Annotated in this window: 24 protein-coding genes; 12 read left to right on the top strand and 12 right to left on the bottom strand. The window is 65.9% G+C overall.

Going from position 1 to position 25,878, the window contains the following annotated elements; genetic code table 11:
- Positions 1-47: 47 nt before the first annotated feature.
- Complete coding sequence (locus tag FG93_RS06575) at positions 48-1,070, bottom strand: amino acid ABC transporter substrate-binding protein (protein ID WP_043233144.1); 1,023 nt, start codon at positions 1,068-1,070, stop codon at positions 48-50.
- A gap of 311 nt (positions 1,071-1,381) precedes the next feature.
- On the opposite strand from FG93_RS06575, the gene FG93_RS06570 reads away from it, so the two are divergent.
- The 3 genes from FG93_RS06570 (at position 1,382) to FG93_RS06560 (ending at position 6,045) form a co-directional block, all read left to right on the top strand.
- The gene (locus FG93_RS06570) at positions 1,382-2,857 is read left to right on the top strand and encodes an amidohydrolase family protein (protein WP_043233143.1); all 1,476 of its coding nucleotides are present in this window, start codon (positions 1,382-1,384) and stop codon (positions 2,855-2,857) included.
- A 437-nt stretch (positions 2,858-3,294) separates the two neighbouring features.
- Positions 3,295-4,275, top strand: coding sequence for an ABC transporter substrate-binding protein (locus tag FG93_RS06565; RefSeq protein ID WP_043233250.1), 981 nt, complete (start codon positions 3,295-3,297; stop codon positions 4,273-4,275).
- A 33-nt stretch (positions 4,276-4,308) separates the two neighbouring features.
- Positions 4,309-6,045 (top strand): adenylate/guanylate cyclase domain-containing protein, encoded by a 1,737-nt coding sequence (locus FG93_RS06560; protein ID WP_043233141.1) that lies wholly within the window; start codon positions 4,309-4,311, stop codon positions 6,043-6,045.
- 172 nt (positions 6,046-6,217) lie between these two features.
- Here the strand turns inward: FG93_RS06560 and FG93_RS06555 are convergent, their stop codons facing one another.
- The 3 genes from FG93_RS06555 to FG93_RS06545 all read right to left on the bottom strand — a co-directional run bounded on the left by FG93_RS06555 (position 6,218) and on the right by FG93_RS06545 (position 9,119).
- A complete protein-coding gene (locus tag FG93_RS06555) occupies positions 6,218-6,502 on the bottom strand; it encodes a hypothetical protein (RefSeq protein ID WP_043233140.1) in 285 nt (94 codons plus the stop codon).
- A 275-nt stretch (positions 6,503-6,777) separates the two neighbouring features.
- Positions 6,778-7,890, bottom strand: a complete 1,113-nt coding sequence (locus FG93_RS06550; RefSeq protein ID WP_043233139.1) for a branched-chain amino acid ABC transporter substrate-binding protein — start codon at positions 7,888-7,890, stop codon at positions 6,778-6,780.
- Between the two features lie 293 nt (positions 7,891-8,183).
- The gene (locus FG93_RS06545; RefSeq protein WP_043233138.1) at positions 8,184-9,119 is read right to left on the bottom strand and encodes a polyprenyl synthetase family protein; all 936 of its coding nucleotides are present in this window, start codon (positions 9,117-9,119) and stop codon (positions 8,184-8,186) included.
- A gap of 71 nt (positions 9,120-9,190) precedes the next feature.
- On the opposite strand from FG93_RS06545, the gene mtgA reads away from it, so the two are divergent.
- Both mtgA and rpmF read left to right on the top strand, forming a co-directional pair.
- Positions 9,191-9,919, top strand: a complete 729-nt coding sequence (mtgA, locus tag FG93_RS06540; RefSeq protein ID WP_081881346.1) for a monofunctional biosynthetic peptidoglycan transglycosylase — start codon at positions 9,191-9,193, stop codon at positions 9,917-9,919.
- Positions 9,920-10,038: 119 nt separating this feature from the next.
- Complete coding sequence (gene rpmF / locus FG93_RS06535; protein WP_043233137.1) at positions 10,039-10,224, top strand: 50S ribosomal protein L32; 186 nt, start codon at positions 10,039-10,041, stop codon at positions 10,222-10,224.
- 193 nt (positions 10,225-10,417) lie between these two features.
- Here the strand turns inward: rpmF and FG93_RS32325 are convergent, their stop codons facing one another.
- Positions 10,418-10,618, bottom strand: a complete 201-nt coding sequence (locus FG93_RS32325) for a hypothetical protein (protein WP_152579340.1) — start codon at positions 10,616-10,618, stop codon at positions 10,418-10,420.
- A 177-nt stretch (positions 10,619-10,795) separates the two neighbouring features.
- On the opposite strand from FG93_RS32325, the gene FG93_RS06530 reads away from it, so the two are divergent.
- Positions 10,796-12,487, top strand: coding sequence for a phosphodiesterase (locus FG93_RS06530; protein WP_043233135.1), 1,692 nt, complete (start codon positions 10,796-10,798; stop codon positions 12,485-12,487).
- A 101-nt stretch (positions 12,488-12,588) separates the two neighbouring features.
- Here FG93_RS06530 and phaR read toward each other — a convergent pair whose 3' ends face one another.
- Positions 12,589-13,182 carry a polyhydroxyalkanoate synthesis repressor PhaR gene (gene phaR / locus FG93_RS06525; RefSeq protein WP_152579339.1) on the bottom strand — a complete coding sequence of 198 codons (594 nt, stop codon included), beginning with the start codon at positions 13,180-13,182 and terminating at the stop codon, positions 12,589-12,591.
- Positions 13,183-13,480: 298 nt separating this feature from the next.
- Here phaR and FG93_RS06520 point away from each other — a divergent pair, with 298 nt between their 5' ends.
- The 3 genes from FG93_RS06520 to phbB are packed head-to-tail and all read left to right on the top strand — an operon-like array spanning position 13,481 to position 15,640.
- Positions 13,481-14,659, top strand: coding sequence for an acetyl-CoA C-acetyltransferase (locus tag FG93_RS06520; RefSeq protein ID WP_043233132.1), 1,179 nt, complete (start codon positions 13,481-13,483; stop codon positions 14,657-14,659).
- Between the two features lie 9 nt (positions 14,660-14,668).
- Positions 14,669-14,884: a DUF1737 domain-containing protein gene (locus tag FG93_RS06515; RefSeq protein WP_043233131.1), complete on the top strand. Its 216-nt coding sequence runs from the start codon at positions 14,669-14,671 to the stop codon at positions 14,882-14,884.
- A 33-nt stretch (positions 14,885-14,917) separates the two neighbouring features.
- Positions 14,918-15,640, top strand: coding sequence for an acetoacetyl-CoA reductase (gene phbB / locus FG93_RS06510; RefSeq protein WP_043233129.1), 723 nt, complete (start codon positions 14,918-14,920; stop codon positions 15,638-15,640).
- Between the two features lie 125 nt (positions 15,641-15,765).
- Here phbB and catB read toward each other — a convergent pair whose 3' ends face one another.
- The 4 genes from catB to FG93_RS06490 form a co-directional block, all read right to left on the bottom strand.
- Positions 15,766-16,398: a type B chloramphenicol O-acetyltransferase gene (gene catB / locus FG93_RS06505; RefSeq protein WP_043233127.1), complete on the bottom strand. Its 633-nt coding sequence runs from the start codon at positions 16,396-16,398 to the stop codon at positions 15,766-15,768.
- 354 nt (positions 16,399-16,752) lie between these two features.
- Positions 16,753-17,979 carry a hypothetical protein gene (locus FG93_RS06500; RefSeq protein ID WP_043233126.1) on the bottom strand — a complete coding sequence of 409 codons (1,227 nt, stop codon included), beginning with the start codon at positions 17,977-17,979 and terminating at the stop codon, positions 16,753-16,755.
- Positions 17,980-18,010: 31 nt separating this feature from the next.
- Positions 18,011-19,303, bottom strand: coding sequence for an adenylosuccinate synthase (locus FG93_RS06495; protein WP_043233125.1), 1,293 nt, complete (start codon positions 19,301-19,303; stop codon positions 18,011-18,013).
- A gap of 209 nt (positions 19,304-19,512) precedes the next feature.
- Positions 19,513-20,931, bottom strand: a complete 1,419-nt coding sequence (locus FG93_RS06490; RefSeq protein ID WP_043233123.1) for a PLP-dependent aminotransferase family protein — start codon at positions 20,929-20,931, stop codon at positions 19,513-19,515.
- 95 nt (positions 20,932-21,026) lie between these two features.
- Here FG93_RS06490 and FG93_RS06485 point away from each other — a divergent pair, with 95 nt between their 5' ends.
- Both FG93_RS06485 and FG93_RS06480 read left to right on the top strand, forming a co-directional pair.
- On the top strand, positions 21,027-21,455 hold the full coding sequence (locus FG93_RS06485) for a cupin domain-containing protein (RefSeq protein WP_043233122.1): 429 nt from the start codon (positions 21,027-21,029) through the stop codon (positions 21,453-21,455).
- A gap of 11 nt (positions 21,456-21,466) precedes the next feature.
- A complete protein-coding gene (locus FG93_RS06480) occupies positions 21,467-21,919 on the top strand; it encodes a carboxymuconolactone decarboxylase family protein (RefSeq protein WP_043233121.1) in 453 nt (150 codons plus the stop codon).
- 108 nt (positions 21,920-22,027) lie between these two features.
- Here the strand turns inward: FG93_RS06480 and FG93_RS06475 are convergent, their stop codons facing one another.
- Together FG93_RS06475 and FG93_RS06470 are read right to left on the bottom strand one after the other, a co-directional pair.
- Complete coding sequence (locus tag FG93_RS06475; protein ID WP_043233120.1) at positions 22,028-23,740, bottom strand: mucoidy inhibitor MuiA family protein; 1,713 nt, start codon at positions 23,738-23,740, stop codon at positions 22,028-22,030.
- Between the two features lie 99 nt (positions 23,741-23,839).
- Positions 23,840-24,718: a type 1 glutamine amidotransferase gene (locus FG93_RS06470; RefSeq protein ID WP_043233248.1), complete on the bottom strand. Its 879-nt coding sequence runs from the start codon at positions 24,716-24,718 to the stop codon at positions 23,840-23,842.
- Between the two features lie 122 nt (positions 24,719-24,840).
- Here FG93_RS06470 and FG93_RS06465 point away from each other — a divergent pair, with 122 nt between their 5' ends.
- A complete protein-coding gene (locus FG93_RS06465) occupies positions 24,841-25,755 on the top strand; it encodes a DMT family transporter (protein ID WP_052513435.1) in 915 nt (304 codons plus the stop codon).
- The last annotated feature ends 123 nt before the right edge of the window (positions 25,756-25,878 follow it).

Below are 25,878 nucleotides of genomic sequence, written 5' to 3'. Positions count from 1 at the left end.
GCTGCCGGTGGTCTCAGTTCAATCGAGGGAACGCACGGTGGCTGTGATCACCGGAACGGTGGCGAATAGAGCAGGCCGCCCTTGTTCCAGAGCTGGTTGGGGCCGCGGCTCAGGCCAAGCGCGGTCTTCTCGCCCAGGCTGCGCTCGAAGATCTCGCCGTAATTGCCGTTCTGCTTGATGATGTTATAGGCCCATTTGTTATCGAGATTCAGCATCTTGCCGAGATCGCCATTGACGCCGAGCATGCGCTGGATCTCGGGATCCTTGCTCTTGAGCTGCTCATCGACATTGGCCTGGGTGACCCCGTATTCCTCAGCCGCGATCAGCGTATTGACCGACCAGGAGACGATGTCCTTCCAGTTGCTGTCGTTCTGGCGAACGACAGGCGCGAGCGGCTCCTTCGAGATCGTTTCGGGCAGGATGACGAACCGCTTGGGATCGTTCGCAACGGCGCGCACCGAAGCAAGGTCGGAGCGGTCGGTGGTGATGACGTCGCAGCGGCCCGAGAAGAAGGCGTTGCGCCACTCGTTGTTGTCCTCGAAGACGACAGCCTCGTATTTGATGTTGCGCGGCTTGAAATAGTCCTCGAGATTCTGGAGTGTCGTCGTGCCGGGCAGCAGGCAGATCGCCGCCTGCGAAAGCTCCGAGGCATTCTTCACCCCGAGCTTGGTCGAGACCATCAAGCCCTGGCCGTCATAGAAAACGATCGGCGCGAAATCGAGCCCGAGCGAGTTGTCGCGCGAGAAGGTCATGGTCGTCTGGCGCGATAATACGTCGATCTCGCCGGATTGCAGGGCCTGGAAGCGGATATTGGTGTTGAGCGGGACGAATTCGACCTTGTCGGGCGCGCCGAAGACGGCAGACGACACTGCCCGGCAAACATCTGTATCGAATCCCTGACGCACGCCCTTGTCGTCAGCGTAGGAGTAGCCGGCGGAACTTGGCGAAACACCGCAAAGGACCTTGCCACGCTTCTTCACGGCATCGAGCGTCGCCTGTGCCGAGGCCGGACCCGCAAATCCAGCGAGCGCGGCGGCGGCGATCCCGAGCGCAGCAATTTTATTGATCATTTTCGGCATTGTTCACTCCCCTAGGCCCGCCTTTTTTCCGGCGTGTAGCAACGAGCCTATTTGTGCTCGAAAACAACTTCAAGTGTCCTGACCCGCACGGTCGTCATGCGGTGGAACCCGGTTCCCAACGCTGCCATCGAGGTGCTGCAATCGCAGGGCGTGCGTCAGGCACCGGTCAAGGACGCCATCCCGGATCATGCGAGACCCAGTGGCCGCGATGGCGTTCGTGAAACCGCCGTGAGCTGATGCGTTCTTCAGCAAGGCGCGGTGCAGAATGCCGCGCCGCGACAATCTCGAGGGGGGATCACACGATGAGCGATGGCAAAGGACAGGTCGGGACGACGGTTATCCGGAACTGCGACTGGATCGTCGCATGGGACGCTTCAACATCTTCCCACGTCTATCTGGAGAACGCGGATTTCGCCTTCGCCGGCAATGAGATCACCCATGTGGGTCCGGACTATCCCGGATCGGCGGACACCGAGCATGACGGCCGCGGCGTGATGCTCATGCCCGGCTTTGTCGACATTCACAGTCATCCCGGCCACGAGCCGGGTTGGAAGGGGATGCTCGAGGAGTTGGGGAGCAAGCGACTGGGGCAGAGCTCGCTCTACGAGTTCATGCCGGTCTTCAACATCGGTCCGAAATATGCCCGTCATGCCTGCCGGGTGGCGACGTCGGAACTGTTGCGGAGCGGCGTGACCACCATCTGCGATCTCGCGGCACCCCGTGCCGATTGGATCGGCGACTATGAGAACACCGGGATTCGCGCGGTTCTCTGGGCGATGCATCGCTCCGGGGCCTGGCGGACGCGCAATGGCCATTCCGTCGAATATGACCTGGATACGGAACGCGGGGACAGGCTGCTGCTGGAGGCCATCGCGGTGGCCGACGAAGCGAACAAGCATCCAAGCGGGCTGATCAGCGGATATTTCGGCCCCGCGCAGATCGATACCTGCACCGAAGGGCAGATCCTTGGCGCCCTCGAAGCCGCACGCGAGCGCGGCCAGCCGATCCAGATTCATGCCGCGCAGAGCATCGTCGAATTCCAGGAGATCGTGCGTCGCACCGGTTGCACGCCGATCGAGTGGCTCGACAAGATCGGTGCGCTTGGTCCCGACACCGTGATCGGGCACTGCATCTTCCTCAACGATCATCCATGGCTGCATTGGCCGCAGGGCAACGACTTCGAGCGGCTTGTGCAGAGCGGCGCGCAGGTGGCCCATTGCCCCGTCGTCTTCGCGCGCCGGGGAATCGCGCTGAATACGCTTGCCCGCTATGTCGATGCGGGAATTCCGGTCGGCATCGGGACCGACAGCTTTCCGCACAACATGCTGGATGAGCTGCGGATGGCTTGTTACGCCGGCCGTATCGTTGCGGGGAGCTTCACCGCCGCGCCGACGTCCCATGCCTTCAGCGCCGCCACCAATGTCGGAGCCGACATCATTCGCAGGCCTGATCTCGGCCGCCTCGCCGCCGGCTGCAAGGCCGATTTCTCGATCGTCGACATGACGAACCCCTATATGCAGCCTGACTACGATCCGATCCGCAGCATCGTCTATTCCGCGAATGACCGGGCGATCCGGGACGTCTACGTGGATGGGCGACAGGTCGTTGCCAACGGGCAGGTGCTCCACTTCGATATCGGGAATGATATCGAGATGCTGCGCCAGGGGCAGCGGGACGTGATCAAGACCGCGAGCGAGCGGGATTGGGCCGGACGGGAAATCGAGGAACTGACGCCGCGCGTCTATGCGATCAAGCACCCGGGCCGGACAATCGGTTAGTCCCCGCCCGCCAGCGCGCGCGCTGCAATCGACCGGCATCGTGCGCGGCTCTTGTGCGGCTGACAGCCCGATCAAGCTGCCGGGTCTGAGGCGATGGAGGGCGCCATCGGAACGGCACCCAGAAGTCGGCGAGGCTGGTCCTTCCTTGCCGGCGCCTTTCCCATGGCGACGTAAGAGTGCCCTCTCGCGAGGGCAAATCAGACGCGGCGTGGAATGCCGTGAGACGAGATCGAGCCGGTCGCCATCCACTGGTGGTCGTCTGGTCGCTTGCGCGGCCCGAAACCGGTCAATCGGCTTTGCAGCACCGGTTGCGCGGCTATGCTGCGGCCGAGTGATTGAGGTAATATCGCGCGCTTCACGCTGACTGGCGATGTTGGTTGGAAGGAGAGACGGCTTTGCGTTTCATGCCCTCCGCCTTTGCCGCAGCCGCTGGCCGAATGCGGCGGCGTGATTTTGTCGCGCTCGCCGGTGCAGCGATGGCCTGGACCGTCCCGGTTCGCGCGCAGCAGCCGGCCATGCCGGTCATCGGGTATCTCGGCTCCGAGTCCCCGGGTCCCTATGCCAGTCGCCTCCGGGCTTTCCGTGACGGCCTGGCGGAAGCCGGATTTGTCGAGGGGCGCAATCTTGCGATCGAGTATCGGTGGGCGGAGGGCCAGTATCGCCAATTGCCCGCCCTGGCGATGGATCTCGTCAACCGTCAGGTGACGGTGATCGTGGCGCCCGGCGGGGCTGAGGTCGCGCTTGCGGCAAAAGCGGCGACTACGACAATCCCGATCGTCTTCGAAATGGGAGGCGACCCCATTGCCCTCGGTGTGGTGGACAGCCTGTCCCGGCCGGGAGGCAATCTCACGGGCGTGTCGAGCCTCAGCGTGGAGGTCTCGCGCAAGCGGCTGGAGTTCATGCGCGAATTGCTCCCGGCCTCCAGGGGCTTTGCCGTAGCCGTCAATCCAACCAGCCCGACCTCGAACTCGCAAATGAAGAATCTCCAGGCCGCGGCGGGCAGTCTCGGCCTCCAGCTTCACGTCCTGACAGCCAGCACAGAACAGGAGTTCGACGGCATGTTCAGGGCCGTGTCTCAGATGCAGCCGGGCGGGCTCGTCTTCACCTCCGACCCCTATTTTGCCTATCGCAGTCAGCAGCTTGCCGCGCTTGCGGTCCAGCATGCGGTGCCGGCGGTGACCCAATCCCGCGACTTTACGATCGCTGGCGGGCTGATGAGCTACGGAGGCGATTTCGAGCAGTCGCACCGTCACGCCGGAAACTATGCTGGTCGCATCATCAAGGGCGAGAAGCCTTCCGATCTGCCGGTCCAGCGGGTGACCAAAGTCGAGATGTTCATCAATCTGAAGGCCGCCAACGCGCTGGGCCTGTCCTTTCCGCCCTCGCTGCTGAGCAGCGCCGATGGGGTGATCGAATGACCTGGCCGGTGAGCCGGCGCGTGAGCTAGCCCGGTGCCCCATTCGCCCGACGCCCCACGAACCTCGCTGTTTACGAAGTATTTTCTCGCCCTGTTCGCGGCGGTCGTCCTGCCGCTTCTGATCGCGAGTGGGAGTGAAGCCTGGTTCGGCTATCACGACCAGCGCGCCAGGCTGAACGATCTTCTGGACGCAGAAGCCCGAGGGGCGGCGGCGAAGATCCAGGATTTCATGGAGGGGATCCGCGATCAGCTTGGATGGATGGTGCAATTGCCGTGGTCGGAGAATACCGACGAGCGGCGCAGGCTCGACGCGTTGCGCCTGTTGCGCCAGGTTCCCGCCGTGGTCAGCCTCCGCCTCATCGACGCTGCCGGCAAGGAACGCCTGTTCGTGTCGCGCATCGGCCTGAACAGGGTCGAGGGCGGCGAGGACCACTCCGCGAATCCGGCAGTAGCGGGAGCCCGCTCGGGGCGGGTCTGGTTTGGGCCTGTGACGTTCTATGGCGGCTCGGAACCTTTCATGACTGTCGCGGTCGCTGGCAACCGCTCGGCGGTCGGGGTGGCGGTCGCGGAGGTCAATCTCAAGTTCATCTGGGATGTCATCTCGGCGATAAGGGTGGGGCGAACCGGCGAGGCGTTCGTACTCGACCAGCCGGGGCGCCTTGTCGCCCATCCCGACATCAGCCTGGTGCTGCGCGCCGACGAAACCGCGACGCGACCGCTTCAATCCTTGCGCGCCGCCATTCTCGCGCGCCCCGGCCAGGCGATTACCGGCCAGGATATCGCGGGAAACTCGGTGCTGGCCGCGATGGTGCGCATCCCCGACGTCGATTGGAGCGTCATCGTCAAGCAGCCCGTCGCGGAGGCATTCCGACGGATCAATGCTGCACTGTGGCGCACCGGGGTGCTGCTCATTGCCGGAACGGCCCTTGCGGCGGTGCTTGCCTACTGGCTGACCCAGCGCATGGTCGGGCCGATACGACTCCTGGAGGAGGGCGTCGGACGGATTGGCGCAGGACAGTTCGACCACCGGATCAGCCTCAGCACGGGTGACGAGTTCGAGCGGCTTGCCACCCGGTTCAACGAGATGGCTGGTGAACTGGCGGTGTCCCAGGAGCGCTCGGAGCGCATCGGACGGCTCAGGCGGTTTTTGGCGCCGCAAGTAGCCGAACTCGTCGACCGCACGGGGGACGACAGCATGCTCGACGGGCGGCGCGTCGAGGTGGTCGTGGTCTTCTGCGATTTGCGGGGCTTCACCGCCTTCTCGGCACAGGCCGAGCCCGACACCGTGATGGGCGTGCTCGGCGAGTACTACGGCGCCATCGAAGCGGTGGTCAGCGCGCATGGGGCGACGCTCATGGGGTTTTCGGGCGACGGAGCCATGGTGCTGGTCAACGCGCCGGTTTCCTGCCCCGATCCAGCAGTGCGCGCCGTCACCATGGCGAGCGACATGCAAATGAGCGTGCAGAAGCTGCTGGTCGGATGGCGCACCCGAGGCCACGAGCTCGGCTTCGGCGTGGGGCTGGCAATGGGGCCGGCCACGGTCGGGCGGATCGGCTCGGAAGGCCGCCTCGATTACGCTGCGATCGGCAACGTCACCAATCTTGCATCGCGCCTATGCGCAAGCGCTCGGGATTCCGAAATCCTGATCGATCGGGTCGCGGCTCGCGCGGTCGGTTCGAGCGTACCGCTGGCTGAACTGGATCCGCGGAGTTTGAAGGGGTTCGACCAACCCGTCCCCGTCTTCGCCGTTGTCTTCGGCATCGGACAATAGATCACGCTGCGTTTGGACGAAATCGCCCAAACGCAGCGTGATCGACGCTCATAGTTTAGAGCGTGCTTTATACGAAAAACCGTTGCCACTTTTTCGCAGCATGCTCTCGGTGCCGGCGGACGAGCTCATTGAGCAGATTGGCTCCTGAGGCGTCGGCAACGACGGCGGGTGATCAGGGGCAAACATATCCGGTTGCGTCGGGGAGGCATCGCGCGCCCGTGGGCAGCATCAATGCGCCGCGCGGATCCCGCCGGACATAGTCACCGTTGGGCAGCTGGAAGCCGCCGCTTTGATCCGGTGTCACGCGCGTGCCGTCAGGCAGCACGAGATCGCTGCCCGCCCTCATGATGCGCTTCTCTGGCGTGCCGTCGGGTACGATAACCTGACGGACCGGTGTCGGGCTGCATGCCGTGAGTGTGGTGACGCAGAGCAGCGTCGCAAATGGCGTCCTGATCATGGGGCATTGTTGCCGGAGGACAGGAGCAAGCGCAAGGCGGATGCTCGCGCGTTTGCGCCGGCGAGGTCAGAGGCGATTGCTACCGTCCAGGTCCATTGCAGTTCGTCGCGGGCCGGGGCAGGCCGCACCAAGGTATGCGCGGAACGAATTTCGCCGGGACGGCCGGGACCGAGCGAAGATCGTTCCGCGCTGTCGGAAGCATCGGCATAACCAGGGATATCAGGCAGGTGGCGCGAAGGAGGCACGGCTGCCGTCTTCACGCCCGAACCTGCCTGCTACTCCACAGCGACGATCTTGCCGGCCTCCCATTTGAACATCGAGAACGCCGGCGAACTGAGGTCGCCATTCTTGTCATAGGCCAGCTTGCCGATGGCCGTGGTGATGGGCCCTCCGGACTTCAGCGCTGTGGCGACCGCGGCGGCGTTGGTGGCCTTGCCGGCTTTCTCGATGCCGGCCTTCAGCACTTCGACTGCGGCATAGGCATTGAGCGTGAAGGCTTCCGCCGGGATACCCTTGTCCTTGAGAACCTTGACCGCTTCCGCGGAGTCGGGATTCTTGAGCGCATCTGTCGCGTTGGTGAAGAGGGTGCCTGACGCCGTCTCATCGGCAATCGCCCAGAATTCCGTATTGGAAAGCCCTTCGCCGCCGATTATGGCGGCCTTGAGCCCGGCGTCGCGAAGCTGACGGGCGAGGAGGCCGCCCTCCGGGTGATAGCCGCCGAAATAGATCAGGTCGACATTGCCGGCCTTGAGACGCGTGGTGATAGCTGACAGATCCTTTTCGGCTGGGGTCAGCGACAAGTAGAGCGTCTCGTTCAGGCCGCCGGCATTGATGACCTTCTTGAAGGCATCCGCCAGGCCTTTGCCGTATGTGCCCTTGTCGTGGATGATCGCAATCCGCTTATCCCTAAGGTTCTTCAGGACATAGTTGGCGGCCACCTCCGCCTGCTGATCATCGCGGCCGCATGTCCGCAGAACATTGGTCAGCCCACGGGTGGTGAGTGACGGCGACGTAGCTGTCGGCGTCACCATCAGCACGCCGTTCTCGGCAAAGACATCGGAAGCCGGAATCGCGACGCCCGACGTCACCGGCCCGACGACGAAGCGCACCTTGTCTCCGACCAGCAGATTGGCGGCCGAAACACCCTGCTTGGGATCACCGGCATCATCGGCAAGCTTGAGCACCACCTTCTCGCCGAGCAGGCCGCCCTTCTTGTTGATGGCCTCGACCGCCGCCTCTGCGCCGTTCCGCACCTGATCACCATAGGCTGCGACCGGACCGGTCAGCGGCGCGATGAGGCCGATGACGATATCGGCCCGCGCCGCCGGCGCCGAGACGAGCAGCGTTGCGGCAAATGCCGCACTGACAAAGAACTTGAACTGGCTCATCACAATCCTCTCCTCAACTGGCTCGCCGTTCCTGTCCTGGATGCGAGCCTTCGCGGTGAAGCGGTCGAATACCCAGCCACAGCGAGGGGAACCCAGGCAGAGGCGAAACATGCATAAAGATCGCTCGCGGGTTTTATAGGGCAGAGGGCCCGCCTCCGGCACTGCGCAGGCCAGGTGGGGTGGGTGTCAAAATTGCTGGGTCGGCCGGGCGAGCGGTTGCCTTCCAGCTGTGGGCACGCCGTAGCCGCCACGCCACCAAAACTGCGTGGACGTCGTCCCTGCGGAGCTCGTGATTAGCTTTGCCGCGCTGCTGCGAACCGTGCCGCAGCCCGCAACATCTCCGCCTCCGCGCCAAAGCCCGACAGCGCCGCGACAGCCTCGTCGCAGAGCCGGTCGCGCTCGCGCTTGGCGCCGGCGAGACCAAGCGCGCTGATCAGCGTCGCCTTGCCCTTGTCCTGGTCCTTGGCCGTGGCCTTGCCCATCTGTTCCTGACTGGCCTCGACATCGAGCACGTCGTCGGCCACCTGGAAGGCGGCGCCGACCGCCCTGCCGTAATGCCCAAGTGCGGCAAGGGCGGTCTCACCGGCTCCGCCAAGGCGCGCACCGATCTCGACGCTGGCCGCCAGCAGCGCACCCGTCTTCATCGCCTGCAATCGGCGGATCTCGTCCTCGCCAAGCCCGTTCGAGCCCGGATTGAAGCGTCCCTCCGCCGCAAGGTCGAACATCTGGCCGCCGACCATGCCACCGAGCCCGGACGCCCGGGCGAGGCACAGCACCAGCGCGGCGCGGACCGCACCCGACTCGTGGGTGGCAGCGTCCGCAAGGACTTCGAAGGCGAGCGTCTGCAGCGCATCGCCGGCCAGAATCGCGGTCGCTTCGTCGAAGGCCTTATGGACCGTCGGCCGGCCGCGGCGCAGATCGTCATCATCCATCGAAGGCAGGTCGTCATGGACCAGCGAATAGCAATGCAGCAGCTCGACGGCTGCGCCGGCGCGCAAGGCCTGCGCTTCGTTCGCCCCGAAGAGCAGTGCCGCCTCGACCGTCAGAAAGGGCCGCAGGCGCTTGCCGCCGCCGAGCGCGCCATGGCGCATGGCCGCGAGCAGCCGTTCGGGCCGTGCGAGCTCGCCTGCTGCCGGAGCAGCCTGAAGCAGATCGTCTAGCAGGGCCTCGATCGCATCGGCCGTCTGTGAAAGCCGGGCCGGAAGGGCGTCATCTGCGGCGGAACTCATGCGCTGATCTCGCGTTCGCAACGGTGGCGGGGGCTTGCCGGATGGGGGCGGGATCGTCAAGTTGCGGGGGCATGACGGTCATGGCGGGTTACGAGCAAGCGCGGCGGCGAGGGATTGTCGGCCGCGCAGTGGGGTGGTGTTTCCGCATCCTCGTCGGGCTCGCCGTTGTCCTCGCGCTCGGGCTGGTGATCTTCCGGTTCATGCCCGCTCCATCGACACTGATGCTCGCGCGCTGGCTGACCTTGCAGCCGGTGGAACGGCAATGGGTGCCGCTTACGCAAATCTCGCCTGCGCTGATCCGCGCCGTGATCGCTGCCGAGGACCAGCGCTTCTGCAGTCATTCCGGCGTCGACTGGATCGAGCTCAACGCCGTGCTCGATGATGAGGATGGCCCAAGCCGCGGCGCTTCGACGCTGACCATGCAGACGGCCAAGAACGTCTTTCTCTGGCCCGGACGCTCTTATCTGCGCAAGGCGCTCGAGATTCCGCTCGCCCTGGCGATCGACCTGGCCTGGCCGAAACCGCGGATCATCGAGGTCTATCTCAACGTTGCCGAGTGGGGCGACGGCGTCTTTGGCGCGGAAGCCGCCGCCCAACGCTATTTCCGCAAACCGGCCGCGCGCCTGAACACCGGGGAGGCTGCGCGACTCGCCGGCGCGCTCCCGAATCCGATCCTGCGCAATCCCGCCAAGCCGAACCGCGGCCTGCAATCGGCGAGCGGGCGAATCCAGCGCCGTATGGCGCAGCTCGGATCACTTGGGGATTGTGCCGTGCCTTCCGGCATGAAAGATGTCGATTAGGCCTAGTCATCCCGCCTGCGAGCGTGTATGGCCATCGCCTCACGAGATTGATCCGTCGTCGTGGCGGTGGCGTGGCTCTGCGGCCTGCGCTTCCGGACGGCGGCACGATGGAGAGTACAATGGCCGTTCCGAAGAGAAAGACTTCGCCGTCGAAGCGCGGCATGCGCCGCTCGGCCGATGCGCTGAAGCAGCCCACCTATATCGAAGACAAGAACTCCGGCGAGCTACGCCGTCCGCACCATGTCGATCTGAAGAGCGGCATGTATCGCGGTCGCCAGGTGCTGAAGGCCAAGACCGAGGCCTGAGCCCCGGTCGGAGGCTTGCAAGTTTGGGAGCCGGCCGTGAGGCCGGCTTTTTCTTTGCCCTGTTTCCGCTGGCGCCTGCCAGGCCCTCTGCCGAGGAGCGATCTGTGATCGCGCCTCGATAGAAGCCTCCGGCGCGGCTTCCGGATGTTCCATCGCGACACCGCTATGCGGCTCCTCGGCAGAGGGCCTGGCCTCACGCGACCAGGCGCTGCCGCTTCCGCCCGACGCGCTGTGCCTGGGCCTCGTAGCTCCGCGCCGCGACCTGTGGCGTCTCGCGCGCCCGGCGCGCGAACGGGCCGATTTCGGCATGGCTGGCCGCGATCTGCAGCAGCAGCATCGTCGATGTCTCGGGAAGCGCTTGGCGGCTTCTCGCCCCGTACTGCTGATCCCGCATGTGCCACTCCGGAACGCTAGGGTTGCGCTGGAGCGAAAGTTGCAATCCTGGGGCCGGCCTTAACCGGGCGTTAAGCCAGAAACCTGCATCGTTTCGAAACATCTCCCGATCTCGTTCGGCCAGGACGGCACGACGCCAAAAGTGTCCCGCGGCCTGCGTCCCTAAGGCCCTGCTCCGATGCCTGCGCCATCGATCCTGAGTTCCCGCGAAGAAACGATCGTCGACCCGCGCAGCCTGCTCTCCTCGATCGGCGAGGTGGTCTACAGCTGGGACATCGCCAGCGATTCGCTGAACTGGGGTCCTAACGCCGCTGAGGTTCTGGGGCCCGTTCCGGAGGCCGCGATGAGCCGCGGTCTCGCCTTCGCCGGACTGGTGGAGCCCGGCAGCGGCCGCAGCCGCTACGATGCGATCTTCTCGACCGGTGGACAGGACCATGGCGAGGGCGCGATCTACCGCACCCGCTATGCAGCCGACCTCGGCGGCCGCAAGATGTGGATCGAGGATGCTGGACGCTGGTTCGTCGGCATCGACGGCCAGCCCGCCATGGCGCGCGGTGTGCTGCGCATCGAGCGCTCCGTACGGCCCGACGAGCTTGCCGCGCAGAGCCGCGACGTCTGTGATCGCGGGGCGCTGGTCGAGCGCCTCGAATCATCGCTGCAGGAGCATCTCGCGGCCGAGCGCCCGGTCGTCGTGCTGATCGCGGCGATCGACGAACTCGCACGTCTCAACGATGATTTCGGCCATGAGGCCACCGACGAGATCATCGGCGTGGTCCAGGAAAGGCTGCGCTCGGTGATGCGCCGCCGCGACCATCTGCTGCGCTATTCCAGCAATCGCTTCGCCATCCTGCTCGCCGGCTGCCCGCAGAGCCAGATCGAGGCGGCAGCGCGGCGCTTCACCAAGGCCGTCGCGCAATCCGCGATCGAGACCGGGCGCGGCATCGCGCTGGTGCGTCTGCGCGTCGGCGCGGCTGTCGCGCCGGACCTCTCGCGCCATGCCGGTACGCTGGTATCGGCCGCGGAGAACGCGCTTGCCGGCGCCAAGGCGGGCGCAGTCGACACCGTCGTCCTCGCGCGTCAGCGCGAGTTGCGTGAGCCGGCGCCGGACCACAGCGGCTTCGATGTCCAGGCCATCGCCGCATTGAACGAGCGCCGTGTCAGGCTGGCGCTGCAGTCCGTCGTGGAGGCCAGGACGCGCGAAATTGCCTTCCACGAAGCCCTGCTGCGGGTCGGTCATGGTTCGGAAGGACTGTTCTTCTCGGCGGCAGAGCTGATTCCGCTGCTCGAGCGGCGCGGGCTCGTCCGGCTCTTCGACCACCGCGTGCTCGAACTCGCCGTCGACATGCTCGCGGCCGATCCGAAGATGACGCTGTCGATCAACGTCTCGCCGCGCTCGCTCGGCGATCCGGAATGGCTCGACGCCTTCCTGGCCTGCACCCGCTCATCCCGCGGCCTCGCCGGGCGCCTGATCGTCGAGATCACGGAGACGGCGACGATCGAGGACCCGCGCCGCCTGGCCCGGCTGCTCGGCACGATCAAGGATCAGGGCGCACGCATCGCGATCGATGATTTCGGGGCCGGCCACACCTCGCTGCGGCATCTGCGCGCCTTCCCGATCGACATCCTGAAACTGGACGGCGCCTTCACCCAGAACCTGCGACGTTCGACCGATGACCGTTTCTATGTCCGCACCCTGATCGACCTCGCCCGCCATCTCATGGTCGACACTGTCGCCGAGTGGGTCGATGACGAGCTGCAGGCGAACATGCTCACCGATTGGGGCGTGACCTACCTGCAGGGTCATCTCGTCGGCAAGGCCGAGCTCTGGCAGCCTGCGGTACCATCAGAGCTGCATCGGGTTGCGGGCTGAGCCGAGCGAGGCAGGGGAGCAGCCTCGAGCAAGCGACCAGCCCGAGAACGCTCTTGATCAGATCGTGCCCGGGGCAAGTCCGGGCCTGGGGCGCTGCCCGCTCACTTCGCCTTGGCGAGCTTGTCCAGCCGGTCGCGCATCTCGGAGAGTTCCCGCTTCAGGTCACCGAGTTCGTCGCCCTTGCCCGCGGCTGGCGCTGCATCGGCCTTCGACTGGGCGGAGGCCGCGGCCGCAAAGGGGTTGAACAGCCGGAACGCCTCCGTGAACATCGCCATATTGGCGCGGGTCTGGGCCTGGATTGCGTCCAGCCCGTTGCTGCCGAAGGCACCGCCGGTGAAGGCCTTGCCCATCATGTCGCGGAACTGATTCTGGTCCTTCGTGAGATTCTCCATGGAGAATTCGAGATAGCGCGGCACCAGTGCCTGCATGCTGTCGCCGTAGAAGCGGATCAACTGGCGCAGGAAGGTGATGGGAAGCAGGTTCTGCCCGTCCTTGCTCTCTTCGTCGAAGATGATCTGGGCCAGGACCGAGCGGGTGATGTCCTCGCCGGACTTGGCGTCATAGACCACGAAATCCTCTCCGCCGCGAACCAGGCCCGCCAGATCCTCTAGGGTGACATAGGAGCTGGTGCCCGTGTGATACAACCTGCGATTGGCGTATTTCTTGATGACTGTCGGTTCTTTTTCGCTGGCCATCATACCCTGCATCGCGTTGATCCGGGCCTGACTTTTCAGGTCCAGCGGAACGTTCCTCCCGCCAACGATAACCTGTCAGCAGCTTGCTGCAAGTTTTTTGAACGATTTTGAATCAATCGCACCGAGTGAAGGGCGAGGCGGCCGAGTCGGTGCTGCGGTGCAGCACGGTCGCGCGCAGATGAACCACGCTTTGCCTCCCTCGGCTGGCTTGACGCGGCCGCGGCAGCCTTCGAAGGTGGGAGCTGAACCTGGTGGCCCGGCCCTGGCGAGCCATCACGACAACAGCGAGGAACTCTCCATGGCCGATACTGACATCGTAATCGTCGGCGCTGCGCGCACGGCGGTCGGCGCCTTCAACGGCGCTTTCGCCAATACGGCGGCTCACGATCTTGGCGCTGCCGCGATCAAGGAGGCGCTCGCCCGCGCCAAGGTCGAGGGTGGTGAGGTCGACGAGGTCATCATGGGCCAGATCCTGACCGCCGGTCAGGGCCAGAATCCGGCTCGCCAGGCCGCGATGAAGGCTGGAATCCCGCAGGAAGCGACCTCCTGGGGCCTCAACCAGCTCTGCGGCTCGGGCCTGCGTGCGGTCGCCATCGGCCTGCAGCAGATCGTCAATGGCGACGCCGACATCATCGTTGCCGGTGGCCAGGAATCGATGTCGATGGCGCAGCATGCCGCGCATCTGCGCAACGGCACCAAGATGGGCGACACCAAGTTCATCGACACGATGATCAAGGACGGGCTCTGGGATGCCTTCCACGGCTACCATATGGGCACCACCGCCGAGAACGTCGCGACCAAATGGCAGCTCAGCCGCGAGGAGCAGGACAAGTTCGCTGTCGGCTCGCAGAACAAGGCGGAGGCCGCGCAGAAGGCCGGCCGCTTCAAGGACGAGATCGCTCCCTTCACCGTCTCGACCCGCAAGGGCGATATCGTCGTCGACCAGGACGAATATCCCCGTCACGGTGCGACGCTGGAGGCCATGGCCAAGCTGAAGCCCGCCTTCTCGAAGGACGGCACGGTGACGGCCGGCAACGCGTCGGGCCTCAATGACGGCGCTGCCGCTCTCGTCCTGATGACTGCCAAGGAAGCCGCCAAGCGCGGCCTGACCCCGCTCGCCCGCATCGCCTCCTGGGCGACTGCCGGCGTCGACCCGGCGATCATGGGCACGGGCCCGATCCCGGCGACGCGCAAGGCTCTGGAGAAGGCCGGCTGGAAGATCGGCGACCTCGACCTTGTCGAGGCCAACGAGGCCTTCGCGGCGCAGGCGCTCGCGGTCAACAAGGACCTCGGCTGGAATCCCGATATCGTCAACGTCAATGGCGGCGCGATCGCGATCGGCCATCCGATCGGCGCTTCCGGCGCGCGCGTCCTGGTCACGCTCCTGCATGAGATGGCCAAGCGCGACGCCAAGAAGGGCCTCGCCACCCTCTGCATCGGCGGCGGGATGGGTGTCGCCATGGCGGTGGAACGCTGAGCCTTCGCCATGGCGAAGCAGACGACGCTTTATCGCTATCTCACGGGCCCCGATGACGCCGCCTTCTGTCATCGGGTCTCGGAAGCCCTGAGCAGGGGCTGGGAGCTCTACGGCCCCCCGACCCTGACCTATGACGCCAAGGAACAGCGCGTCATCTGCGGCCAGGCCATCATCAAGGACGTGGAAGGGCCCTATTCGCCCGACCTGAAACTCGCGGAACAATAGCTCAAAAGATCAAAACCAAGAGGGGACAACCAGATGACGAAGGTCGCGTTGGTCACGGGGGGAACGCGGGGTATCGGCGGAGCGATCAGCCGGACACTGCAGGCGGCAGGCTACAAGGTGGCGGCCAACTATGCCGGCAATGACGAGGCGGCGGCCAAGTTCAAGGCAGAAACGGGCATCCCGGTCTATAAATGGGATGTCGGCGATTACGATGCCTGTGCTGCCGGCATCGCCAGCGTCGAGGCCGAGAACGGGCCGGTCGAGATCCTGGTCAACAATGCCGGCATCACCCGCGACGGCTTCTTCCACAAGATGACCAAGGACCAGTGGTCCGCCGTCATCCGGACCAATCTCGATTCGCTCTTCAACATGACGCGGCCGGTGATCGAAGGCATGCGCGGGCGCAGCTTTGGCCGCATCATCGTGATCTCGTCGATCAACGGCCAGAAGGGCCAGATGGGCCAGGTGAACTACTCCGCGGCCAAGGCGGGCGATATCGGTTTCGTCAAGGCGCTCGCCCAGGAGAACGCCAACAAGGGCATCACGGTCAATGCGATCACGCCCGGCTATATCGGCACCGACATGGTCGCCGCGATGCCGGAGGAGGCGCTGAAGCGCGTCATCGCCGGTATCCCCACCGGGCGGCTCGGCAAGCCCGAGGAGATTGCCCAGATGGTCGCTTTCCTCGCTTCCGATCATGGTGCCTTCACCACCGGCGCGACGTTCGCGGTGAATGGCGGGCAGTACATGGCGTGAGCGTGATCGGGGCTGTCGGCGCAACCGCGCCGACAGCCCTCGTCGCGACGATGCGCCCGTGGCAAATTCGGCGCCCGCGGCAAATTCGGCGTCGGCTTTTGAGGCAGGCGGGAATACGACCGTCTTTACGCCGAGGCTTCCTGCCAGCGCCGGTAAAGCCCGACGATGTCGTTGGAGCAGAGCAGATCCATCCTGTCCTTGATCTGCTCAAGCGGCCAAAGCCACCAGGCCATCTCCAGAAGCATGGCGATTTCGGCTTCGGTGAAGCGCTTGCGGATCGGCCTGGCCGGGTTGCCGCCGACGATCGTGTAGGGCTCGACATCCTTGGTGACGAGGGCGCGGCTGCCGATCACGGCGCCATGGCCGATCCGGATGCCCGGCATGATCATCGCCTCGGCGCCGATCCAGACATCGCTGCCGACCACGGTGTCGCCGGCCGGGCGGAAGGCATCGCGCGCGCCGGCGAAGGCGGGCTCCTCCGACATGTAGAAGAAGGGAAAGCTGGAGGCCCAGTCGTTCCGATGCCCCTGGTTTCCGGCCATCATGAAGCAGGCGCCGGTCCCGATCGAGCAGAAGCTGCCGATGATGAGCCTGTCGACATCCGTCCGGTCGGGCAGCAGGTAGCGGGCGCAATCGTCGAAGGAATGCCCGTGATAATAGCCGGAATAGTAGCTGTAGCGGCCGACGATGATGTTGGGGTTGGTGACCTGTTCCGACAGCTGCCTGCCCTTGAACGGGCTTTCAAACGCATTTGTCATCCGGAACCTCCCGTCGTTCAGCGCAGCTCTCGCAGCGCAGCTCTCGTTGGATTGAAGCGGGCAGGTCGTCCCGGGCGGCCGAAGGGAGGTCCGGGAACCACTCCGAAGCGTCACCGATCAGCGCTCCGCATCGATCCCGGCCCAGCGCTGCCGTGGCGGCTGGGCGGGGAAGAGCAATCCCTTCGATTCGGCATGAGCGGATGGCGCTTCCGGCGAAAAGCCGCTGAGAGGGGCGGCTTCTCATTCAAGCTCTAGAACGCCCTGCGTCCGTTCGGACGCAGGATGGGCGATCTGTCTCTTTGTTTAAGCATCGGATTTTTCCGAAAACCGGATTCCAGTTTTCGGTCCTATGCGCTAGCGCCAGCGTCCGAACGCATCGGCGAGCGTCTGGCTGCCCGAGACACCCTTCTCGAAGGTTATGATGCCGCGCCGTCCGGACGCGAAACGCAGGGGGATGTCGATCCAGCTGCGGGTCTGCATCAGCTCGACATTGCGGTCGATTTCCACCGGCACATTCGAGAGCGCGGCAACGAAGAGATTGTCGCCGAGCGCGGAGGCGATGGCGGAGAGCGGTGCGCCTCGTTCGTTCTCGTCGGCCTTGAGCTGCGGCACGCCGACTTCGCGGATCGCATCGTTCGTGGCATCACCCGTCCGCGTGAAGCGCAGGCCAATGATATGCGAGGCGGGGAAGGCGCTGTCGGTGTTGCGGCGGATGGTGAAGTCGAGGCTCAGACCAGCATCCGGCACTTCGACGCTGGCACGCACGATCGTTTCGACCGGGCGGCCTTGCCCAGCGCTCTCGCTGTCGAGCCGCCAGACGACCCGACCGCTGACGGCCTTCGGTTGCTGCGGCGTTTCCGGCACCTCGGTGTAAAGGATGGCGCGCTGGGCGACGGCGATCTCGCTGCCCTGTGAGGCTGTCGCCCCTGCCGGGCCACCGGGCCGCGCGGCCGGTCCTGCGCCTGTCGTTCCGCCTTCGCCGACCCGATCGTTCAGCTTGCCGGCGTTGTCCGGCTGCGACGGCTGGGGCTGCGCCTCGGTCCGGGGGCGCTGCGCCGCCGTGTCGGAGGGATTGACCTTGTTGACATAGAAGGCTGTGGCCGCGATCGCGACGACCGCAAGCGCGACGCCACCGCCGACGATGGCGGTGCGGATATGACCGGGGTCGACGCGGCGTTCGCGAGGGGGCGCGACGCGCGGGCGGACCGGCTGCGTGTCGACCGGCTCCTGGGTCTCGACCGGGCGGCCTTCGAAGGGGTCGATGACCGGGCTGGCACCGACTTCCTCATGGGCCGTATCGGCCGGAGCGGGCTCCGGTTCCGGCTCCGGAGCGGGGCCGATCGTCGTCGTGGCAGGGCGCTGGGTCTCGCCCTCATCGTAATCGGCCTCGACACGTGACATCGCCTCGTCGAGCGCCAGGCGCTCACGCATGATCTCAGCCTCGCCGACCGGCGGATCGAGACTGCGCAGCTGCGCGACCAGAGCTGTCCGCGCGCGGTCATAGACCGCGCGGCGGGCTTCCGGGGACTTGTCGGGCAGCCCGGCAATCGCGCGCGCCAGGATCGGATAGAAATCGGCCATTGGCCTCAATTGTCCGTGTTGGGCCCGCCCGTCAACCCTCGAAAGGATTGTGGACCAGGATGGTGTCGTCGCGCTCGGGGCTGGTCGAGAGCACGGCGACGGTGGCGCCGATCAGCTCCTCGATGCGGCGGACATATTTGATCGCCTGGGCCGGCAGGTCCGCCCATGAGCGGGCGTTGGCGGTCGAGCCTTCCCAGCCTTCGATCGTCTCGTAGATCGGTTCGACGCGGGCCTGATCGCTCTGGCCGGCAGGCAGATGCTCGAGCACGGCGCCGTCGAGGCGATAGCCGATGCAAACCTTGATCTCCTTGAAGCCGTCGAGGATGTCGAGCTTGGTCAGCGCGATGCCGTCGATGCCGGAGGTCTTCACTGTCTGGCGCACCAGGCAGGCGTCGAACCAGCCGCAGCGGCGCTTGCGCCCGGTGACGACGCCGAATTCCTTGCCCTTCTGGCCGATCAGCTCGCCGGTCTCGTCAAAAAGCTCGGTCGGGAAGGGGCCTTCGCCGACGCGGGTCGTGTAGGCCTTGGCGATGCCGAGGACATAACCGACCGCGGAGGGGCCGAGGCCGGAGCCGGTCGCGGCCTGGCCGGCGACGATATTGGAGGAGGTCACGAACGGGTAGGTGCCGTGATCGACATCGAGCAACGCGCCCTGCGCGCCTTCGAACAGGATGCGCTTGCCGGCGCGGCGCTCGGAATCGAGCAGCGCCCAGACCGTGTCGGCATAGGGCAGGACCTGCGGCGCGACCTTGGTCAGCTGCTCGAGCAGCTCGGAAGCATCGACCTCGCCGATGCCGAGCCCGCGGCGCAGCGCGTTGTGATGGGCGAGCAGGCGCTCGATCTTGGCCTTCAGGATCGCGGGATCCTTGAGGTCGATGACGCGAATCGCGCGCCGGCCGACCTTGTCCTCATAGGCGGGGCCGATGCCGCGCTTGGTCGTGCCGATCTTCAGGCCGGCATTGCTGGTCTCGCGGAAATGGTCGAGCTCGCGATGCAGCGGCAGGATCAGGGTCGCGTTGTCGGCGACGCGCAGGTTCTCGGGCGAGATTGCGACGCCCTGGGCCCGCAGCCGCTCGATCTCCTCGACGAGATGCCAGGGATCGACCACGACGCCATTGCCGATGACCGAGAGCTTGCCGGGGCGCACGATGCCCGAGGGCAGCAGCGAGAGCTTGTAGACGACACCGTCGATGACGAGCGTATGACCGGCATTGTGGCCGCCCTGAAAGCGCACCACGACATCGGCCTGGCTCGACAGCCAGTCGACGATCTTGCCCTTGCCTTCGTCACCCCATTGGGCGCCGACCACCACCACATTCGTCATCGGACTGGTATCCCTGCCTCGTTGCCGCAAGCGCCGCGCACATGAAAAACCCCGACGCAAGGCCGGGGTTTCGGGGCAGGTCCTTGCAAGCCCTCATGGGCCAACATTGCGGCGAGGTCAAGATTGACCGCGTCCCGGAGATGCGGCTGTCCGCACCGGGTTGCGCGCATCGGGCCTGATCCTGCGACCATCTGACACTCGCGTGGGGATCAGCGGGCATCGAGCCGCACGAGTTCGATCAGCCTGGCGCAATCGGCCGCAAGCCGCCGTTCCGCGAGATTGGTGATGCCCAGCAGCAGGCCGCCGTGGTCAGACGGCTCGGCATACCAGGGTGAGAGCGGCACCGGCGCGATACCGAAGGGCAGGGCGCGCGTGGCGATGTCGATATCGTCGGTGCCGGCCGGCAGCTCCATCCGCACGGAAAGACCGCCGGTGGCATGGATGGGGAAAGCCCCTTCTGCGGTCTCCTGCAATTGCCTGAGCAGCAGTTCGCGCCGCGCGCTGTAGAGCCGTTTCATGCGGCGCAGGTGGCGCAGATAATGGCCCTCGGCCAGGAAGCTGGCCACAGCATGCTGAACCGCGGCGGACGGAGCCGGAGCGAGGCAGGCGGCAATGGTGCCGAAAACCTCGGCAACGGCTGCCGGGACCACCAGAAAACCGAGCCGCAGCGCCGGGCTGATCGTCTTGCTGAAGCTGCCCGCATGCAGGACGTGGCCATCCTGATCGAGCGAGGCGAGCGCCGGCGCAGCGCGGCCCTTGAGCTGCAACTCGCTGAGATAATCGTCCTCGACGATCCAGGCACCCGCTTGTCGCGCCCAGTCGAGCAGAGCCAGTCGGCGCGCCAGCGACAAGGTCACGCCGAGCGGAGCCTGCTGCCCGGGGGTGACGACGGCGAGTGCCGCTTTCGGTGCGCGCCGTATGCCCTCGGAGACCGACAGGCCCTCGCCATCGACCGGCACCGGAATGGCCTCGATGCCGGCAAGCTGGAGGGCACTGCGCGTCAGGGGAAAGCCGGGGTCTTCGAACCAGGCTGGGCGGCCCTCGAGCCGCAGGGCACGGATGATGAGACCGAGCGAGCCTGCGAAGCCGTTCGTGACCAGGATCTGGCCCGGCGTGCAGCGAATGCCGCGCGCGATTGCGAGATACGCGGCGATCTCGCGGCGCAAGTCCGGATGCCCGCGTGGATCGGGATAGCCAACCGGCGCGACCGCCGCTTGCCGGGCAGCGCGTGCCATCACTCGCGACCAGAGGGTGAAGGGAAAGGCATCCTGCGCCGGAACGCCCATCTGGAAGGCGAGCGGCACACTCTCGAAGTCGGGGAACAGCTCGGGAAAGGGCGGCCTCTCCTTGAGCTGCTCGGTTGCCGTCAGCACCGGCATCCTGTCCGCGACGCGTGTTCCGGCGGCGCCTTGCGACAAGATCCACTGCTCGTCGCTCAGTCTTTCATAGGCGGCCCTGACCGTTCCACGGGCGATGCCGAGCTGCGCCGCCAGATCGCGCCAGGAGGGTAGCCTCGCGCCGCCGGCGAGCTGGCCCTCCCGGATGGCATCGCGAATGGCGGCGTGAATCTGCAGGGCGAGCGGCGCCTTGGCGCTGCGGTCGATCTGGATGCGGAGCAGAGCTGTCATCGCATCATGGTACACTCATTTCTGCCGATCTTGGTGCTTTCTCATGCATCATCCAGCGCGCATTCTCCCGCCATCGAAACGATCGGAGAACGGAGATGAGCTATCGAGCCTCTGCAGCCGGCGCGGCCCTGCTTGCCGCGTTCGCCCTTCCCGCCATCGCCGCGGCGCATTCGCCCAGGCCGGGTGGGGAGACGGTCAAGCCGGTGTTCCGGCAGGCGATTCCCAATATTCCCGGCAAGAGCCTGGTCAGCGTTGTGGTGACCTACAAGCCCGGCGCGGCTTCGGCCTCGCACCATCATGCCGGTTCGGCTTTCATTTATGCCCATGTGCTGTCGGGTGCGATCCGCAGCCAGGTCGACGACCAGCCCGCCCGAATCTACCGGGCCGGCGAGACCTGGTTCGAGGTGCCGGGCGCGCATCACAAGATCAGCGCGAATGCCAGCAAGACCGAGCCGGCCCGCCTGCTCGCCGTCTTCATCGTCGACAGCACCGAAGAGGTGCTGACCACTCCGGATCACCAGTAAGGAACGACCCCATGACCCAGCGTCTCGACTACACCGCTGTTTCCCCGGCCGGAATGAAGGCTCTTGGCGGCGTCTATGGCTATGTCGGCCAGTCCGGCCTGGCCAAATCCCTGATCGACCTGGTCTATCTGCGGATCTCGCAGATCAACGGCTGCGCCTATTGCATCGACATGCATTCGCGCGATCTGCTCAAGGGCGGCGTGGCCGTCGAGAAGCTGGTGCTGGTGCCGGCCTGGCGCGAGGCGCCGAGCCTGTTCTCCGAGCAGGAGCGGGCCGCCCTGGCCTGGGCCGAAACCGTGACGCGCGTCGCCGATACCACGGTGCCCGACGCGGAGTTCGCGGCCGCTTCTGCCCAGTTCAGCGAGAAGGAACTGGCCGATCTGACGATCGCAATCGGCCTGATGAACGCCTATAACCGCATGGCGATCAGTTTCCGCGCCGTCCCTGCGGCGGCGCGGCACTGAGCCCCAAAGCATCGGCCCGAAACGTGGATTGCGGTTTTCGGGAAAGTCGATGCCAACACAGAAGCTTAGATCATCGGACCGGACACGATATCCGGTCCGATAATCCAGTCAGTTCTGCGCCAGCGGGCGCGGCATCGCTGCCGGCTGGATTGGCCTGGGCTCGAACATGACCTCGCGGTCGCCCGGCCATTTCAGGCGATAGGCGAGCTTGATCTCCTTCTCCGCGCCGGGGGCGAGATCGAAGGTCCAGGCCGAGACGCCGCGCTTGTCGCCGACCTGCTTCTCGGTCGGCGGCGTGGTCTGCGGCAGGGTCTCAACGGTGATCGCGCTGTTTTCCGAGAAGGGCACGCGCTCCATGACGGTGACCTTGACCGGTTGCGCGTGGAGGCTCTTCACCACTGTCCTGAACTCGCGCAGATCCGTGCGCGTCTGGCCGAGCCAGGTCGGCTCGTTCTCCCGGCGGCGCACCGGCACGCGGCTCACCTTGAGCTTGTCATCGGCGCCGAAACCGAGCTCGACCTTGTCGCCGGGCGCGACCAGCCCGAGCCGGCCGCGGCCGATATAGGCGCCGTCACGGTGCAGCAGGACCTCGCCTGGAAGAAGCGGTGCCTCGTCCTCGTGGAGGAAGACGGCTTCGAGATAGGCCTTCTCCTCGAGTTCGGGCGTGGCGCGGGCGGAGAGCGTCGGGCCAACCTGGCCCTGGCTCAGCACCACGGCCTTGGAGGTCCCGCCCTGGGGGACCGTGACGCGGCCCGGCACGATGAAGCTTGCCTGATAGGTGCTGGTCTCGACCTGGGCTGTCTGGACCTCGGCCGGGCGCGCTGAATCCGCCGTCTTGCGCGATTTTTCGGCCTCGAGTTCGGCTTCGGCCCTGGCTCTCGCGGCCGCCATCGGGGTCGGCGCGGCGCCCAGGCGCGCGCGGCTCTCATAGAGAACCGTTGCATCGAGGAAGGCGACCTGCACCGGGGCGAGCTCGGGTGCGCGCGTTCCGCCTGCCGAGCGCGTGGTCGAGAGGATCAGCGCGACGTCGGTCCAGTCCTCGCCGGTGCGCTGGCGCAGCTCCGCGCGGCGAATGAAGGTGATCTCGGGCTTGGCGGTGGCGCTGCCGGTCGCCAGCCTGGCCTCGTAGCTCGGCAGCCAGTTCGCGCTGGTGACGCGGTAGCTGACGGTGAATTCGGCTGCGAGCGGCGCCTTGGCCTCGACCGCGATCGCAACGTCGCGCTTCGGCGCAGTGCCGCGGCCGGCCTGCGGCCTCGTGCGCTCCAGCGCTTCGATCTCAGCTTGCGTATCGGAGACGCGGCTGCGCGCGATGCGCAACTCGTCATTGACCTTGACCAGCGCGGTGCCGATCGCGTCGAATACGGCCGGCCAGTCGCTGATCGGCAGTGCCTTGCCATCGGGGCCGAGCTTGTCCGGGCCCGTCTGGCCGAAACGCTCGATGGTCGTGCGCTTGGCCTCGATCGCGCTGACCTGGCCTTCGAGCGTCTCCTTCTGCTCGCTCAGGGCCTTGAGCTTGGTCTCGATCACCGCATCGAGACCCTGCCTGGCATCGCCGGGAACGGGACGGACATCGACCGCGCCAATCGCGAAGGCGCCGTCGCCCTGGCCTTCGACACGGATCGAGGCGGGATCGACCGCTGCCGGAAGGCCCCGCAGCACGACCTGCGAAGCACCTTGCATCAGTTCGGCCTTGCCGAGTCGCGTCACCACCGCGCCGTCGGGATAGACCGTGACGCGGTCGATCCGTGTCGGCAGTTCGATCTCGGCAGCGCTGGCAAGGCTCGGGGCGAAGATCAGGGCGGCGGCAAGTCGGCTTTTCATCAGGCATTCCCCCGAGGCAAATCAGTGCCACGGATTGGCGCGTCGGAATTCGGCGCGGCCAAGGCGGAATTGGGCCGGAATGCGGTAGTGCCCTGCGTTTCAGGCTCTGGCGCGCATGCTCATAAGAGGCTTGACGCGATTTGCGATGAAATTCCGCAATTCGGTGACGCGCCGCTCGCTGTCCAGAACCTCGTCGTCGAGGCCATGCGCCCAGGCGAGGTCATGCCGCGTCGGCTCGGCATCGAGGGCGTAGAGATCGGCAAGCCAGCTCTCCGCCGCCGCTTCATCCTTGCGGAAGCCTTCCGCGATCAGGGTCGGGACCATGCGCCCGAGGATCGAGGCGACCTGGCCGAGCGGGAATTCGGGATGATATTGCACGCCCCAGAAGGTGCCGCCGTCATGGCGGATCTCGGCTGCATGCACGGTGCTGTAGGCGTTCGAGGCGAGGACCGTCGTATCCGCCGGGGGCAGGGCGATGGTGTCGAGATGGATCGCGGGCGCATCGAAGCTGAGCGGGCGGCCGGCGAGCAGAGGATGCGAACGCCCGGCCTCGGTCAGGGTGATCTTGCGCGCGACGCCGATCTCGCGGCCTCTGGGGTTGGCGACGACGGTGCCGCCGGCGGCGACCGCGCCCATCTGGATGCCCCAGCAAGAGCCGAAGCTGGGCGTGCCGCTGGCATAGATCGCCCGCATCAGCTCGATCTGGCGCGTGACCGACGGTTCGAGGTTGTAGATGTGCAGGGCCGAGCCGGTGAGGAAGATGCCGTCATAGGACGCAAGCCCGGCGCCGTCCGGCAGGTTCGCGCCGGCATCGGCCGGCAGGCAGATATCGGTGATGCTCTCGGGCGCGATGGAGCGCACGACATCGGCATAGGCTTCGCCCGGTCGGGCGCCGTAGCCGGCAGCATGGCTCTCGCGCTGCTCCCTTGTGTTGCCATCGACGACGAGCAGGCGCAGCGGTCTCGAAACATGCAGCATGGTGGCAAACGCCTCTTGGGAGGGATGCGTCGGGCGACGGGCAGCCTTGCGCCTCATCTCATAGGATGCGACGGGGACACAAGGCTATTGAAGCGCATTCCGCCCCCGCACAGGCCGCAACCTTGTCCCCAGCCACCACCCTGCCGCAGCGTGTCTGGGGCAATGCCTATCTGCTCCTGATCCTCACCACCTTGATGTGGGGCGGCAATGCCGTGGCGAGCCGGCTTGCCGTAGGGCAGATCTCGCCGATGGCGTTGACCTCGCTGCGCTGGGTTTTCGTCTGCGCGATCCTGCCGCTGATGCTGCGGCGCGAGCTGAAGCACTATGCGCCGGTATTGCTGGCGCATCGCTGGCGCATCATCACGCTCGGCGCCCTTGGCTTCACGGTCTTCAACGCGCTGATGTACCTGGCGGCCTATTCGACGACCGCGATCAATATCGGGATTCTGCAAGGCTCGATCCCGGTCTATGTGCTGATCGGTGCTTTCATCGCCTATCGCACGCCGATCGGCTGGATGCAGGCGATCGGCGTCGCGGTCACCATGCTTGGCGTGCTGGTGACGGCGAGCCGCGGAGATTTCGCGACGCTCGCGAATTTCAGCTTCGTGCCAGGCGATGTCTGGATGATCATCGGCTGCGTCTTCTATGCCGGCTACACAGTCGGCATCCGCGCGCGTCCGGCCGTGCCGGGGCTGGTCTTCTTCACGGCGATGGCGATCGTCGCCGGCATCGTTTCGCTGCCGCTGCTGGGGCTCGAGATCTGGAACGGCAGCATCATCTGGCCGACCCTCGAAGGCTGGGCGATCCTGGCCTTTGTCGTGATCGGGCCGTCCCTGCTCTCCCAGCTCTTCTTCCTGCGCGCGGTCGAGCTGATCGGACCCGGCCGAGCCGGGGTCTTCGTCAACCTGGTGCCGGTCTTCGCGCCGATGCTCGCGGTGCTGATCCTGGGCGAGCATCTCGCGCTCTATCACGGGCTCGCGCTGGCGCTGGTGCTCGGCGGCATCTGGATCGCCGAGCATCGCGCCGCCAGGGCATGAGCCCTTATACCGAGTCCCGGAGATCGTGACTCGGGCCGGCTTCTCAAATCAGCCCCGGCCTGATTCAACATGGCGAACGAGGGAGGTTCGCCATGGCTATTCCGCTTCGGGCTGATTTCGATG

It is taken from the genome of Allobosea sp. LC85 (genome assembly GCF_000735605.1).
Taxonomy (GTDB): domain Bacteria; phylum Pseudomonadota; class Alphaproteobacteria; order Rhizobiales; family Beijerinckiaceae; genus Allobosea.
The sequence above is the reverse complement of the archived record's forward strand: the minus strand, read 5'-3'. Positions and strand labels throughout refer to the sequence as shown.

Bases quoted from the DNA above. Each gene is read 5' to 3' on its own strand.
- FG93_RS06575 (WP_043233144.1), bottom strand. From the start codon at position 1,070: ATGATCAATAAAATTGCTGCGCTCGGGATCGCCGCCGCCGCGCTCGCT.
- FG93_RS06570 (WP_043233143.1), top strand. From the start codon at position 1,382: ATGAGCGATGGCAAAGGACAGGTCGGGACGACGGTTATCCGGAACTGC.
- FG93_RS06565 (WP_043233250.1), top strand. From the start codon at position 3,295: ATGCGGCGGCGTGATTTTGTCGCGCTCGCCGGTGCAGCGATGGCCTGG.
- FG93_RS06555 (WP_043233140.1), bottom strand. From the start codon at position 6,502: ATGATCAGGACGCCATTTGCGACGCTGCTCTGCGTCACCACACTCACG.
- FG93_RS06550 (WP_043233139.1), bottom strand. From the start codon at position 7,890: ATGAGCCAGTTCAAGTTCTTTGTCAGTGCGGCATTTGCCGCAACGCTG.
- FG93_RS06545 (WP_043233138.1), bottom strand. From the start codon at position 9,119: ATGAGTTCCGCCGCAGATGACGCCCTTCCGGCCCGGCTTTCACAGACG.
- mtgA (WP_081881346.1), top strand. From the start codon at position 9,191: ATGACGGTCATGGCGGGTTACGAGCAAGCGCGGCGGCGAGGGATTGTC.
- rpmF (WP_043233137.1), top strand. From the start codon at position 10,039: ATGGCCGTTCCGAAGAGAAAGACTTCGCCGTCGAAGCGCGGCATGCGC.
- FG93_RS32325 (WP_152579340.1), bottom strand. From the start codon at position 10,618: ATGCGGGATCAGCAGTACGGGGCGAGAAGCCGCCAAGCGCTTCCCGAG.
- FG93_RS06530 (WP_043233135.1), top strand. From the start codon at position 10,796: ATGCCTGCGCCATCGATCCTGAGTTCCCGCGAAGAAACGATCGTCGAC.
- phaR (WP_152579339.1), bottom strand. From the start codon at position 13,182: ATGGCCAGCGAAAAAGAACCGACAGTCATCAAGAAATACGCCAATCGC.
- FG93_RS06520 (WP_043233132.1), top strand. From the start codon at position 13,481: ATGGCCGATACTGACATCGTAATCGTCGGCGCTGCGCGCACGGCGGTC.
- FG93_RS06515 (WP_043233131.1), top strand. From the start codon at position 14,669: ATGGCGAAGCAGACGACGCTTTATCGCTATCTCACGGGCCCCGATGAC.
- phbB (WP_043233129.1), top strand. From the start codon at position 14,918: ATGACGAAGGTCGCGTTGGTCACGGGGGGAACGCGGGGTATCGGCGGA.
- catB (WP_043233127.1), bottom strand. From the start codon at position 16,398: ATGACAAATGCGTTTGAAAGCCCGTTCAAGGGCAGGCAGCTGTCGGAA.
- FG93_RS06500 (WP_043233126.1), bottom strand. From the start codon at position 17,979: ATGGCCGATTTCTATCCGATCCTGGCGCGCGCGATTGCCGGGCTGCCC.
- FG93_RS06495 (WP_043233125.1), bottom strand. From the start codon at position 19,303: ATGACGAATGTGGTGGTGGTCGGCGCCCAATGGGGTGACGAAGGCAAG.
- FG93_RS06490 (WP_043233123.1), bottom strand. From the start codon at position 20,931: ATGACAGCTCTGCTCCGCATCCAGATCGACCGCAGCGCCAAGGCGCCG.
- FG93_RS06485 (WP_043233122.1), top strand. From the start codon at position 21,027: ATGAGCTATCGAGCCTCTGCAGCCGGCGCGGCCCTGCTTGCCGCGTTC.
- FG93_RS06480 (WP_043233121.1), top strand. From the start codon at position 21,467: ATGACCCAGCGTCTCGACTACACCGCTGTTTCCCCGGCCGGAATGAAG.
- FG93_RS06475 (WP_043233120.1), bottom strand. From the start codon at position 23,740: ATGAAAAGCCGACTTGCCGCCGCCCTGATCTTCGCCCCGAGCCTTGCC.
- FG93_RS06470 (WP_043233248.1), bottom strand. From the start codon at position 24,718: ATGCTGCATGTTTCGAGACCGCTGCGCCTGCTCGTCGTCGATGGCAAC.